The following is a 12,507-nucleotide window of genomic DNA, read 5'->3' as shown; positions in this document are numbered from 1 at the left end:
GGGCGCGCGCGCTCCGCGCCACAAGTCTTTTTGCTAATTCGTTCAGATGCTTGCCGGATCGGGGAGCAGGGCCGGTCAGGCCAGGATTGCCTCCACCACGCTCATGGGCGCCTTGGTCGGGGTGATGCGGTCCAAGCGGAAGCCGGCCTCTGCCAGCAGGCTGGCATATTCCTTGGCCGTCCGCTCCCGCCCACCGGTCATGACCAGCATGTTCATGTCCATCAGCCAGCCGGGGTGCGGTTCGCTGGCTTCCGGAAGCAGGATCTCCATCACCGCGAGCCGCGCGCCCGGCAGGGCGGACGCCCGGATGTTGCGCAGGATGCGCAGGGCGTAGTTGTCGTCCCAGTCGTGCAGAATGAACTTCAGGGTATAGAGGTCCCCGGCTGGAACCGCGCTGAAGAAGTCGCCGCCCCGCGCTTCCATCCGCACCCCTTCCGGGGTTTCTTCCCATTGCCGCCGTCCGTCCGCCACGATCTCCGGCAGGTCGAAGACGATTCCCCGCGAGTCCGGATGTCGGGCCAGGATATGGCGCAGCAGGCTGCCATGGCCGCCGCCCACATCCACCGCGCAGGTGAAGGGCCGGAACTGGTGGGCAGCCAGGATGGCCGCCTCCATCGTCTCGGTCACGCTGGTCATGGCTTCGCCGAAGCGGCGACCGTCGGCGGGATGGTCGCTGAACCAGTCGAACACCGGCATGCCGAACCGGGCATCGAAAGCTGTGTGACCGGTGCGCAGCGTCTCCTCCACGGCGCCCCAGGCATCATAATGCTCATGCCCCAGGACGGCGTCGATGAAGGCCCGCTGCGACCCTGGACTGTCCGAACGCAGCGTGTCCGACAGGGCGCTCGGCCCGAAGGTGCCGTCGGCATTGCGGGTGAAGACGCCATAGGCGGCCAGCGCCCGCATCAGCCGGGCCAGCGGCGCCGGCTCCGTCTCCGTCCGGCGGGCCAGCGTGTCGATATCCACCGGGCGCTCACCGATGGCGTCGGCGAGGCGCAGGCGCGCCGCCAGCCAGACGCAGCGCGCCATCCAGAGGTGGTGGGACATGGCGAAGCCGAATTCCGACGGCGCATAGGATTGGGTGTGCATGCTCGGAAACTCCCGTTCGCGGCTGCCCAGAGGCAGCCCGGTCTGTCGTTGCAGGTCCGGACGGTTCCCACTCCCCGCTCCGTGGCGCGGCCCGGCGAGGTTGTGATGCGCCCGCTCCGTTTCCGTTGCATTTCTGCGTCCGCGTCCTCGCGGAGTAATCCAGAGGCGACGGAATCCTGGCTTCCCGATCAGGATATCCTATTCGGGTGTGCAGCATTGATACTGATGAGGATCGGTCCAAACTCTTGGTGCAGCGCAACAATGAATGATACCAAAGGCCCATTGACCGTCTGTAACGGGCTGTTGTACGGCTCCGCCCCTATCCTTTAGTGTGGCGGGAGCAGCGCATGGAGTCTTCACTTCACTTCTTCCTGGCCTTGGTGCCGATCGCGGTCGTGTTCTTGTTACTGGTTGTTCTGCGCTGGTCGGCGCGGACCACCATGGCAGTAACCTTCGTCGTGACGGCGGCCATCGCGCTGCTGGTGTGGGGCACGGCCCCGGCGCTGGTGGGGGCGGCCTCGGTAGTCGGTGTGGTCACCGCGCTGAACATCCTGTTCATCGTCTTCGGCGCAATTCTTCTGCTCTATACGCTGGAGGAGAGCGGGGCCATTCATGCGATCCGGCGTGGCTTCATCGCCATCTCGCCGGACCGCCGGGTGCAGGCCATCCTCATCGCCTGGCTGTTCGGCTCCCTGATCGAGGGCGCGTCGGGCTTCGGCACGCCAGCGGCCATCGCGGCCCCGCTGCTGCTGGCCATCGGCTTCCCGGCCATGGCGGCGGTGCTGTCCTCCCTGATCATCCAGAGCACGCCGGTATCCTTCGGCGCTGTCGGCACCCCGATGCTGGTGGGCGTGAATACCGGTCTGAACGGTCAGCAGGTGGTGACCAGCGCCATCGGCGACATGCCGTTCATCGATTATCTCTACACCATCGCGACCCAGGTCGCGCTGACGCACGCCATCATCGGCTTCCTGATCCCGGTGATCATGGTGTCCATGCTGACGCGCTTCTTCGGGGCCAACCGGTCCTTCGCGGAAGGCTTCCGGATCTGGCCGTTCGCGCTGTTCGCCGGTCTCGCCTTCACCATCCCCTATTACATCGTGGCCGCGCTCTTCGGGCCTGAGTTCCCGTCGCTGCTGGGCGGTCTGATCGGCCTGCTGATCGTGGTGCCTGCGGCCCGCGCCGGCCTTTTCATGCCGAAGGACGTCTTCGACTTCCCGCCCCGGCCGGAGTGGGAGGAGCGCTGGTCCGGCAGCCTGGAGAAGGTGGAGCATGTGGCCGAGCACGGCCAGCGCATGTCGCTGCTGAAGGCCTGGATGCCCTATGTCCTGGTCTCGCTGCTGCTGGTGGCCACCCGCGTCATTCCGGATCTGAAGGGTCTGCTTACCTCGCCGGCGCTGACCCTGGCCTGGACCGGCGTGTTCGGCACCTCGCTGAATGCCAGCTCGCAGCCCTTCTACCTGCCGGGCTTCATCTTCATCCTGGTGTCGCTGATCACCTGGGCCTGGCACGGCATGGGCCAGGGCGGCAGCTACGGCCGGGCCTGGAGCATGGCCGGATCGACCATGATCAAGGCCGGCCCGACCCTGTTGCTGGCCGTGCCGATGGTGCAGGTCTTCATCAATTCCGCCGCGGGCGACCTGCGCAGCATGCCGCTGGTGCTGGCCGCCGGCGTGTCGGATCTGGTGGGTGAGAGCTGGCCGCTGGTGTCGCCCTGGATCGGGGCGATGGGCGCCTTCATCGCCGGCTCGAACACTGTCAGCAACATGATGTTCTCGCTGTTCCAGTTCTCCACCGCCGTCAATATCGGGCTCAGCGCCGCCGGCGCTGCGGTCGTGGTGGCGCTGCAGGCGGTCGGCGGTGCTGCGGGCAACATGATCTGCGTGCACAATGTGGTCGCCGCCTCGGCCACCGTCGGTCTGGTCAACCGTGAGGGCGACCTGATCCGCATGGCGCTGATCCCCATGACCTACTATGTGATCCAGGCCGGGTTGCTGGGCATGGGCTTCCTGTCCGGCAACATCCTCTGGTGGATCGCGGCGGCGGTCTGGGCCGTCATCGTCCTGGCCGCCATGCGGATGAGCGGCAACAACAGCCGCGCGAAGACCGCGTAAGGCTCAAGGCACCGGGGGACCGGCGGCCTCGCCCGCCGGTCCCTCAGCCCAATGCCTTGGCAATCATGAAAAGACCCAGCAGCAGCAGGCTGCTGTCGAACAAGGTCTTGAAGACCGGTCCGGCCAGCCGGTGACGGCAGAGCGCACCGACCTTCATGCCCGCCAGGGCGGGCAGCAAGGCCAGCGCCGACCCCAGCGCCACGTCGCTGCGGAACACCCCCTGGGCCATCAGGGCAAGCGCCAGCGTCGTGCTGGACACGGTGAAGGACAGGCCGAGCGCCCGGACGAAATCGTCCCGCGGCAGGTTCAGCGCCCGCAGGAAGGGCACCGACGGCATCACGAACACGCCGGTCGCGACGGTGACGACGCCGTTCACCGCCCCTACCGCCACCGCGGTCGGCTTCTCCCGGCCATGCGGTATGCCCGGCTCCAGCTTCAGCAGATTCATCGCGGCGCTGACAGCCAGCGCCAGCCCTAGCAGCCCGCTGGCCCACTCCCCCGTCGCAGCGGGCAGCACCAAGGCGGCCACGAAGGTCGCAGCGCAGATCCCGGCCAGCATCGGCAGAAGCCGCAGCAGGATCGGGCGCAGGGGACCGCCATCCAGCATCTGGCCGATATTGGTGACCACGGACGGCACCACCAGCAGGGCGGCGGCCTCGGCCGGGGACATCATCAGGCCAAGCAACGCCAGCGCCACGGTCGGCAGGCCCAGCCCGACTACGCCCTTGACGAAGCCCGCCAGGACGAACACGGCAGCGGTGAGAAGGATCAGAGTTGTTTCCATGCCGGGCAATCTGCGCGCCCGGCTTGGGGCTGGCAATGCGGATTGCCCGAGCGTAGCCTTCGTCCAGAACGAAGGGAGTGGGGTGCGGATGCGGTTCGATCTGGTGGATCTCCGCCTGTTCCTGAATGTGGTGGAATGCGGCAGCATCACCGGCGGGGCGGAACGGTCCAACCTGGCGCTGGCTTCCGCCAGCGCCAGGATCGGCGGCATGGAGCAGACGCTGGGCGCGCCGCTGCTGGGGCGGATGCCGCGCGGCGTGACGCCGACCGCCGCGGGGCAGGTGCTGGCCGACCATGCGCGGGTGGTCCTGGCGCAGGTGGAACGGATGCGCGGCGACTTGGCCGGCTATGCCGCCGGGCTGCGGGTCGGGCTGAAGCTGCTGGCGAACACCGTCGCGGCCAGTGAATTCCTGCCCGACCCTCTCGCCGACTTCCTGGCCGGGAATCTACCGGTCGATGTGGAGCTTCAGGTGCTGCCCAGCCGCCGGATCGTGGAGCTGGTGGCCGCCGGGGCGGCCGATCTCGGCGTGCTGGCCGCCCATGCCGGGACGGAGGGGCTGGAAACGGTTCCGTTCCGGCTCGACCGGCTGGTGGTGGCAGCGCCCCCGGCCCATCCGGCCGCTGGCCGGGACAGCATCCGCTTCCGCGACCTGCTGGAGGAGCGGCTGGTCGGGCTTCCGGCGCAGAGCGCCTTGACCCTGCATCTTGAGGACCATGCCGCCAAGCTCGGCCGGCGCATGGATGTGCGGGTCAGGCTGGGCGATTTCGGCGGCATCTGCCGGCTTGTCTCAAGGGGCGTCGGGCTGGCCGTGGTGCCGGAGGCGGCGGCGCTCCGGCACGATCCCGGCCGGCTGCGCATCATTCCCCTGGCGGAGCCCTGGGCGGTGCGGCAGCTCGTCATCTGCATGCGCAGCCGCGCCCACCTCTCCCCGCCTGCCACCCGCCTTCTGGCTTGCTTGACCGCGGCGGGGGAAGGCGGCGGCTGAAGTCAGGCGCCGGGCGAAGACAGAACCGCTTCCGGCCGCTGGCGGTCGGCCAGGACGGAGACGGCCCAGATGGCGAAGCCGCCCAGGGCCAGGGCGCAGCCCACCCAGCCGGTGGAGGTCCAGCCGTGGCCAGCCGCGATGGACATGCCCCCCAGCCAGGGACCCAGCGCGTTCGCCGTGTTGAAGGCGCTGTGGTTCAGGGCGGCGGCCAGGGTCTGCGCATCCTCCGCCACATCCATGAGCCGGGTCTGGAGCACGGTGCCGAGACCGCCGCCGCAGCCGATCAGGAACACGGTCAGCGTGACCGCCCAGACATTGCCGGCGGCGAAGGGGAACAGGGCCAGGGATGCCGCGCTCCACAGCAGCAGGCCGCCGGCCGTGGGCATCAGGGCCCGGTCGGCCGCCCAGGCGGCAATGAGATTGCCCGCCGTCAGGCCCAGACCGAACACGCACAGGACCAGCGGCACGATCTCCGGCGACACCCCCGTCACCGCCATCAGCGTGTTGGCGAGATAGGTGTAGACGGCGAACATGCCGCCGAAGCCGATGGCGCCGACGCCCAGGGTCAGCCAGACCTGCGGGCGCTTCAGGGCGCCCAGCTCCCGCAGCGGGCTGGCGCCCGGCTGCGGCCGGTCCTTCGGCGCAAGCGCCCAGACCAGCGCCACGGTGATGGCGGCCAGGACGCCGACCACGCCGAAGCCCCAGCGCCATCCCAGCGCCTGCCCCATCCAGTTCGCCAGCGGCACGCCGATCACGGTGGCGACGGTCAGCCCCAGCATGACGCGGGACACCGCCTGCGTGCGGCGGTTGGCCGGCACCAGCGACGCGGCCACCAGCGCCGCCACGCCGAAATAGGCCCCGTGGGGCAGGCCGCTCAGGAACCGGAAGGCCAGCATCCAGCCATAGGAGGGGGCCAGCGCGCTCAACACATTGGCGACGGCGAACAGGACCATGAGGCCGAGAAGCAGGGTGCGCCGGGACAGCCGGGCGGCCAGCACCGCGATGATCGGCGCGCCCACCACCACGCCCAGCGCATAGGCGCTGATCACATGGCCCGCCGTGGGTTCGTCGATCCCGAGGCCCTCGGCGAAATAGGGTACCAGGCTCATCACCGCGAACTCGGTCGTGCCGATGGCGAACCCGCCCATGGCAAGCGCGAAGAGCACCAGCCCCGGTCGGGTTGTGCGCTGCGTCATTGTCTCTGTCATGAAACCATCTCCAGCGGGCCCCATTCGGCGGCCCGACCTCCATCTCCTTGAACTATTTAGGATGTGGCAGCAATGCCGCCCCGCATTCAACCACCCTGGCCATGTTGCGATGCAGCGTAAGCCGCATGGCAGTTCAGCCGTTCCGGCATGCAACGGTTTGCTGGACAGCCTATCGCGCCAGGAGCCGGCGATATGCGCGGTTCGCCAGGATGGCGGCGAGGGAGCCCAGGAAGATCGCGGCGAGGCCGGCGATTCCGCTGGGGGCCAGGGCTGGAATGGTATGCAGGACCATGACGTCGTTGCCGCCGATGGACAGCGCGCCGCCCACTCCCATCAGCCCGCCGCCGAACATGCAGCGCCCCGCCTGCCCGACGCTGATCCTCAGCCGGCTCCGCCCGGACAGGAATGCCGCCCAGGCTGCGCCGGCCATGACCGCCGCCAGCAGCACCAGCATCTCCCAGACCGGGACGCCATCGGGCGACACGGATTGGTTCAGTGCGTGGGGAAGAAGGCTGGTGTACATCCAGGGGCCGTGCAGGGCGTACAGGGTGCCGCCCGACAGCCCGATCAGGGTGGTCGCCACGACAGGGTCCCAGGATCGCTGCCGGAGCAGGTTCCTCCACCCGCAGTCCCTTCTCGTCCGCAGCAGGACGGCGCCTGCCGTGAGCACGGCGCCACCGATGAGGACCCAGGCCGGCGGGCTGGGAGAGGCCAGCGGGCTGAGCCGGCCGGTCGAGCTGTCCGGGTCCAGCGACCCGCCCGCGACGCCGAGAAGGATCAGGCCCAGGGCCATGCCCAGCACCGTGAAGGCGCGGGAGACATCCCCGGCCGCACAACGGGTAAGGGTGCTGATGGCGCATCCGCCGTTCACGACGGCCCCGATCCCGAAGGCGATGCCGCCCACGACCATCGACAGCGTCACCGGCATCGCGATGGCGAGCGTGCTGCCCGGTACGATCCAGGCCAGCGGCACCGTAACCCCGAGCACCCAGAGCGAGCAGCACAGCACGGCGACGAGCTGGCGGAAGCGGCCCCGGAGCAGGTCCTCGACGACCCGCACCGCGCAGATGCTCCCCTTCTGGGCCGCGAAGCCGAGCAGAAAGGCGAGGGGAATGGATAGCAGGAACTTGATATAAAGAGCTGACATCGGTCGGGTGTGACTGGCGGCTGCCGATCCCGGGCGAATTTTCCCCGTGGTCGGGGAGTCAACAGGAAAGACGTGGGAACCGGTCCCGCCTCAAGCGGCAAAGAGTTCCTTCAGGCGGCGGATCAGGGCATCCGGGTCCACCGGCTTCTGCATGAAGACCGATCCTTCGATGGTCCGGGCGCGGTCCACTGTCTCCCGCTCCCCCGAGCCCGAGACGAAGATGATCCTGCACCGGTACAGGTCCTGAAGATGCCGGGCCACCTCGATCCCGTCCGGCCCCGGGCCCAGGCGGATATCGACGACCGCCGCCCGCGGCTGCGCTTTTGCGGCCAGATCCATCGCCTGGGCTGCGGCGGCGGCAACGCCGCAGACGGAAATGCCCGCATCCTCCAGCAGCATGGACAGCTGCATGGCGATCAGTGCCTCATCCTCGACCAGGAGAACGCATGCGGGCGCATGCACGGAATCGTTCGTCGGCATCATCGACCCGGTAACGCGGAAAATCGGACCGTGCCCAACCGGGGCCATCCGCTGTTCGACAAGAGTTGGTGCGGAAGAAGGGATATAATCGTGGACATCCTGCTTGTCGATGACAACCCGGATGACCGAGCGCTGGTGCGTCGCGGGGTGCAGCAGTCCATTGGCGACGTCCGCATCCGTGAGGCCGGGACGGCTGCCGAGCTGGACAGCGCGCTCGCCGCCACGGAACCGGATGTCGCGGTGATCGACTATTCGCTGGGCTGGGCCGACGGGCTGGAGGTGTTCCGCCGTATCCGCAGGGTGCATCCCGACTGCGGCGTCGTCATGTTCACCGGCTCCTTGGGAGAGGAGGGGGCGGTGGACGTGCTGCGAGCCGGGATAGATGACTATTTCCTCAAGGACCCCTCGCGCGTGCCGCGCCTCGTGGCGGCGCTGGAGGGGCTGGCCCGCCGGGTGGAGGATCGGAGAGCGCGCCGGCGGGCCGAGGCGCGCAACGTGGCGCTCCGCCGTGCCGCCACGGTCGGCATGATCACCTGCCGTCCCGACGGGGCCATGACGGCGGCCAATCCCGCGGCCCTGCGGATGCTCGGCCTGGACGAGGATGGCGGCGCCGGCGCCGCGAATCTTCTGGACATGCTCTCCGCGCCGGCGTTGCGCGATCTCTGGTCCGGACAGGGGGGCGTCGCGATCAAGGGGCTGGAAGTCGCCTTCGGAGAGGACCGCGCCGCCCTGCTGGACGCTCATTCCGCGCCTGGAGCCGACGGAGAGGTGGAGTGCGTGCTGACGGAAGTGACGGCGCTGAGGAATGCGGTCCGCCGGTCGGAGACCCTGCTGAGGGAGGTGTACCACCGCGTCTACAACAACCTGCAGGTCATGGACGCGCTGCTTCTCCTCCAGGCCGGCAAGCATTCCGATCCGGCGGTGAAGGAGGGCTTCCACGATGTGAGCCAGCGGCTGCGGACCCTGGCGCTGGTCCAGCAGCGCCTGCACAGGGGCGACGATTTCGAAGGAATCGACGTGGCCGCTTATCTGCGCGACCTTGCGGACGCCGCGGCCGCCGTGCGCGTGCGGCCGGAGGTCGTGGTCACCGTGGAAAGCGCGCCCGAACTCAGCCTGCCCATTGATACCGCCATACCGCTCGGCCTACTGGCCACCGAACTGGTCACCAACGCCTACAAGCATGCCTTTCCGGAAGGCCGCGCCGGACATATCCGGATTTTCGCCGCCAGGACGGAGGAGGGCGGATTTACGCTGACGGTGGCGGATGACGGGATCGGCGCGCCGGCGGACATCTACCAGGCCCGGAAAGGGGCTGGAATCGGGGCCCGGGTGGTGCCGCAACTGGCGGCCCAGGTCAGGGCCACGCTCACCGTCTCGGTCGGTGCGGGAACCACCGTCCGCGTGGATGTGCCGCCGAGCGGCGAGTCTGCATGAGGACAGGACCGGACAAGGACGGATTACGTCCCGGACGGGCGGTATGGCTTCCGCTGGCGGCGGCTCTCGCCGGGCTGTTGGTCACGCTGGCGGCCTGGCAGGCCCTGTTGGCGGACCAGCGTGAAGCCGCCGCCCGCGCGGCCTGGGCTGAGTTGGGAACTGCGACGCGCATCGTGGCGGCCAGCCTGGGCGAACGTCTCGAGGCGCTGCGCCGCATGGCGCTTCGTTGGGAACGGCATGGCGACCGCACCAGGGCCGAATTCGACTTGGAAGCCGAAGTGCTTCGGGAGAGCTATCCCAGCTTCCGGGTGGTCGGATGGGTAGGGCCGGATCTCCGGGCCCAATGGGTGTATCCCCGGGACGGAAACGAGGCCGCATTGAACTTCGATGCCACGACCGATCCGGTCCGCGTCGCGGCTTACGAAAGGGCCGGCATGCATGGCCGCGCTTTCACCCAGCCGGTGGAGCTGGCGGTCGGCGGGCAGGGTGTCCTGGGCATCGTTCCCATCCGCGACGGACAGGATGAGCAGGGCTTTACTTTTGCGGCCATCGACCTGCGCCGGCTGTTCGAACGCGAGCTGCAGGAAGTCGCGGTCGGCCATTCGCTATCGGTCACCGCGGACGGCATCGCGGCAATCTCCATTCCCGGCCCCGAAGAGGGCGGGGTGATTGCCCGGGAGTTCCGGCTGGGCGGCGTGCGCTGGCAGGTCGTCATGGGATCTCCCGCTCCGGACACCACGCTTCCCCATCTGATGCTTGTGCTGGGAACCGCCCTGTCCTTGATGCTGGGAGTTGCCCTGCGTGGGCGCGTCCTGGCCGGAGAGGCGGCGGCCGGCGCGCGATCCGCGGCGGCGGCCCTGGCCCGTAGCGAGGCGCAGCACCGTGCCATCGTGACCACCGCAGTCGATGCCATCGTGGTCATCGACCAGCAGGGAATCGTGCGCTCCTTCAACCCGGCCGCTGAACGTCTGTTCGGCTATTCCGCCGCGGAGGTGGTGGGACAATCGGTCACGATGTTGATGCCGGAAAAGGACGCCGCAACCCATTCAGGGCATCTGGAGCGCTATGCCCGCCATGGCGAGAAGCGAATCATCGGCATCGGCCGGGAGCTTGAGGGACGACGCAAGGACGGAACGACATTTCCCTTTGAAATATCCGTAGCCGAATGGAACGCGGACGGAGAGCGCTTCTATACCGGCCTGATGCGCGACGTGGCGGAACGGAAACACGCCGAAGCTGCGCTCCGGGACAGCGAGGCGCGGTACAGGGCGCTGTTCGACACGGTGCCGGTCGGCCTGCTGCTGCACGATATCGAGACCCTGGCCCCGAAGGAATTCAACGACCGCGCCGCCGCCATGGCCGGCTACGGGCGGGAGGATTTCGCCCGGCTGACCCCGCTCGACTACGACCTGAACCTCACGCCCGAACTGTTGGAAAGGCGGAAGGCGGCCATCACCGCTGGACAAGAGGCGGAACTGTTCGAGACGCGGTGGCGGACACGGGACGGAGCCGTGCGGGAGGTCGCCATACGGGCCAAGCTCGTCGAAATCGGCGGCAAGCGCTACATCTATGCCGCCTGTATCGACATCACCGACCGCAAGGCGGCGGAGCGGGCGGCGGCGGATGCGGCCCGCTTCCTCCAGTCGGTGATCGACGGAGCCATCGATCCCATTTTCGCCAAGGACCTGGATGGCCGCTACATGCTGGTCAACAAGTGCACGGCGCAGTTCTTCAAGACCGATCCGCTCGCCGTGATCGGGCGCCGCGATGCCGACCTCCTTCCGCCCGACGTGGCCGCCGCGGTCACCGCTGTGGACCGGAGCGTGGTGGAAAGCGGGGAACCGGTGTTGATGGAGGAGGAGGTGCGGGACGGGGACGGCGCGCATGTGTTCCTGTCGGCGAAGACGCCGCTACGGGATGCGGATGGCCGGATCATCGGCGTGATCGGCGTGTCCCGCGACATCACCGACCGCAAGCGGGCGGAAGAAGAGGTGCGGAGTCTGGCGGCGGACCTGGAGCAACGGGTGGAGCAGCGCACCCGCCAGCTTGCCGACGCCAACGCCGAACTGGAGGGCTTCGCCCACAACGTCGCCCACGACCTCCGCGCGCCCTTGCGCAGCATGCGGGGCTTCAGTCAGGCCCTGGTCGAGGATTACGGGGAGGCCCTGGACGAGACTGCGCGAGATTATCTGGCCCGCATCGGCGACAGCGCCTCCCGCATGGACATGCTGATCCAGGATCTGCTGGCCTATGCCAGGATCAGCCGCGAGGAGCTGACCCTTGTTCCGGTCTTCACGGGACAGGCGGTGGCAGAGGCGCTGCGCCAGTTGGACGCTTTCATCAGGGAATCGGGCGCGCGGATCACGGTGGACGACCCCCTGCCCATGGTCGTGGCGCATCGCGGCGTGCTGGTGCAGGTGCTGGCGAACCTGATCTCCAACGCCGTGAAGTTCGTGCCCCTGGGCCGGCAGCCGGAGGTCCGTATCCGGGCCGAGGACGGGCCGCGGGTCCGGCTGTGGGTGGAGGATAACGGGATCGGAATCGCGCCGGAGCATCAGGCGCGCATCTTCCAGGTTTTCCAGCGCCTGCATGGCATGACCGAATATCCGGGAACCGGCATCGGCCTCGCCATCGTGCGGCGCGGGGTGGAACGCATGGGCGGGGAGGCCGGCGTGGAATCGCAGCCCGGCGGCGGCAGCCGCTTCTGGGTTGAACTTGCGGGAGGGAATGATGACGGACAGGGTTGAGCCGATCCTGCTGGTCGAGGACGATCCCAACGACCAGCTCCTGATCCGGCGGGCCTTCGGCAAGGCCAAGCTGATGAACCCGCTGTCCGTGGTCGGCGACGGGGACGAGGCCGTCGCTTACCTGTCCGGCATGGGCGGGAATGCCGGTCCGCCGGCCCTGATCATGCTGGACCTGAAATTGCCGCGCCGCTCCGGCCTTGAGGTGCTGGAATGGCTGCGCGCCCAGCCGGCCCCGCTGGGGCGCACGCCTGTCGTGGTCCTCACCTCCTCGCGGGAGAACCATGATGTCGCCCGCGCCTATGAGCTCGGGGCCAACAGTTATCTGGTGAAGCCGGTCGACTTCGACGGGCTGCTGGAGATGATCAAGACGGCGGGCCTGTACTGGACCGTACTCAACGAGGGACCCGCGCGGCAGTGAACCGGATCGGGCTTGCCCGCGCGATCAGGCTAACCCATTGGTGTTATTAGGATCGTTCTAGGGCGGACGCATTGCGGCCCTTCCATTAGCTGGATATGGTG

10 protein-coding genes are annotated in these 12,507 nt (G+C 68.4%); 5 read left to right on the top strand and 5 right to left on the bottom strand.

Features of this window, described 5'->3' with window-relative positions; translation table 11 throughout:
- Positions 1 to 75: 75 nt before the first annotated feature.
- Positions 76 to 1,089, bottom strand: a complete 1,014-nt coding sequence (locus tag DOL89_RS11910) for a methyltransferase (RefSeq protein WP_119679354.1) — start codon at positions 1,087 to 1,089, stop codon at positions 76 to 78.
- A 347-nt stretch (positions 1,090 to 1,436) separates the two neighbouring features.
- Here DOL89_RS11910 and DOL89_RS11905 point away from each other — a divergent pair, with 347 nt between their 5' ends.
- The gene (locus DOL89_RS11905) at positions 1,437 to 3,203 is read left to right on the top strand and encodes an L-lactate permease (protein ID WP_119679353.1); all 1,767 of its coding nucleotides are present in this window, start codon (positions 1,437 to 1,439) and stop codon (positions 3,201 to 3,203) included.
- Between the two features lie 43 nt (positions 3,204 to 3,246).
- On the opposite strand, the gene DOL89_RS11900 is transcribed toward DOL89_RS11905, so the two are convergent.
- Positions 3,247 to 3,987, bottom strand: coding sequence for a sulfite exporter TauE/SafE family protein (locus tag DOL89_RS11900; RefSeq protein ID WP_119679352.1), 741 nt, complete (start codon positions 3,985 to 3,987; stop codon positions 3,247 to 3,249).
- On the opposite strand from DOL89_RS11900, the gene DOL89_RS11895 reads away from it, so the two are divergent.
- Positions 3,986 to 4,972 (top strand): LysR family transcriptional regulator, encoded by a 987-nt coding sequence (locus tag DOL89_RS11895; protein WP_225889776.1) that lies wholly within the window; start codon positions 3,986 to 3,988, stop codon positions 4,970 to 4,972. The two genes, DOL89_RS11900 and DOL89_RS11895, sit on opposite strands and share 2 nt — an antisense overlap.
- A gap of 2 nt (positions 4,973 to 4,974) precedes the next feature.
- On the opposite strand, the gene DOL89_RS11890 is transcribed toward DOL89_RS11895, so the two are convergent.
- From DOL89_RS11890 to DOL89_RS24895, 3 genes are all read right to left on the bottom strand, one after another.
- Complete coding sequence (locus tag DOL89_RS11890; protein ID WP_119679351.1) at positions 4,975 to 6,180, bottom strand: MFS transporter; 1,206 nt, start codon at positions 6,178 to 6,180, stop codon at positions 4,975 to 4,977.
- Positions 6,181 to 6,349: 169 nt separating this feature from the next.
- Entirely contained in the window at positions 6,350 to 7,327 is a 978-nt protein-coding gene (locus DOL89_RS11885; RefSeq protein ID WP_119679350.1) for a YeeE/YedE thiosulfate transporter family protein, read from the bottom strand.
- Positions 7,328 to 7,417: 90 nt separating this feature from the next.
- Positions 7,418 to 7,789 (bottom strand): response regulator, encoded by a 372-nt coding sequence (locus tag DOL89_RS24895; RefSeq protein WP_162937473.1) that lies wholly within the window; start codon positions 7,787 to 7,789, stop codon positions 7,418 to 7,420.
- A 108-nt stretch (positions 7,790 to 7,897) separates the two neighbouring features.
- Here DOL89_RS24895 and DOL89_RS11880 point away from each other — a divergent pair, with 108 nt between their 5' ends.
- The 3 genes from DOL89_RS11880 to DOL89_RS11870 are packed head-to-tail and all read left to right on the top strand — an operon-like array spanning position 7,898 to position 12,406.
- Positions 7,898 to 9,241, top strand: coding sequence for a sensor histidine kinase (locus DOL89_RS11880; RefSeq protein WP_162937472.1), 1,344 nt, complete (start codon positions 7,898 to 7,900; stop codon positions 9,239 to 9,241).
- Entirely contained in the window at positions 9,238 to 11,988 is a 2,751-nt protein-coding gene (locus tag DOL89_RS11875; protein ID WP_119679348.1) for a PAS domain S-box protein, read from the top strand. The genes DOL89_RS11880 and DOL89_RS11875 overlap by 4 nt, the downstream gene beginning before the upstream one ends.
- Positions 11,972 to 12,406, top strand: a complete 435-nt coding sequence (locus tag DOL89_RS11870) for a response regulator (protein WP_225889775.1) — start codon at positions 11,972 to 11,974, stop codon at positions 12,404 to 12,406. The genes DOL89_RS11875 and DOL89_RS11870 overlap by 17 nt, the downstream gene beginning before the upstream one ends.
- Positions 12,407 to 12,507 lie beyond the last annotated feature (101 nt).

The sequence above is a fragment of the Indioceanicola profundi genome, assembly GCF_003568845.1.
Lineage (GTDB): Bacteria > Pseudomonadota > Alphaproteobacteria > Azospirillales > Azospirillaceae > Indioceanicola > Indioceanicola profundi.
Note: the sequence above shows the minus strand (reverse complement) of the source record. Positions and strands in the feature narration are given on the sequence as shown.

What these genes read in the sequence shown, in the direction of transcription:
- DOL89_RS11910 (WP_119679354.1), bottom strand. Translation starts at nt 1,089, where the DNA reads ATGCACACCCAATCCTATGCGCCGTCGGAATTCGGCTTCGCCATGTCC.
- DOL89_RS11905 (WP_119679353.1), top strand. Translation starts at nt 1,437, where the DNA reads ATGGAGTCTTCACTTCACTTCTTCCTGGCCTTGGTGCCGATCGCGGTC.
- DOL89_RS11895 (WP_225889776.1), top strand. Translation starts at nt 3,986, where the DNA reads ATGCCGGGCAATCTGCGCGCCCGGCTTGGGGCTGGCAATGCGGATTGC.
- DOL89_RS11900 (WP_119679352.1), bottom strand. Translation starts at nt 3,987, where the DNA reads ATGGAAACAACTCTGATCCTTCTCACCGCTGCCGTGTTCGTCCTGGCG.
- DOL89_RS11890 (WP_119679351.1), bottom strand. Translation starts at nt 6,180, where the DNA reads ATGACAGAGACAATGACGCAGCGCACAACCCGACCGGGGCTGGTGCTC.
- DOL89_RS11885 (WP_119679350.1), bottom strand. Translation starts at nt 7,327, where the DNA reads ATGTCAGCTCTTTATATCAAGTTCCTGCTATCCATTCCCCTCGCCTTT.
- DOL89_RS11875 (WP_119679348.1), top strand. Translation starts at nt 9,238, where the DNA reads ATGAGGACAGGACCGGACAAGGACGGATTACGTCCCGGACGGGCGGTA.
- DOL89_RS11870 (WP_225889775.1), top strand. Translation starts at nt 11,972, where the DNA reads ATGACGGACAGGGTTGAGCCGATCCTGCTGGTCGAGGACGATCCCAAC.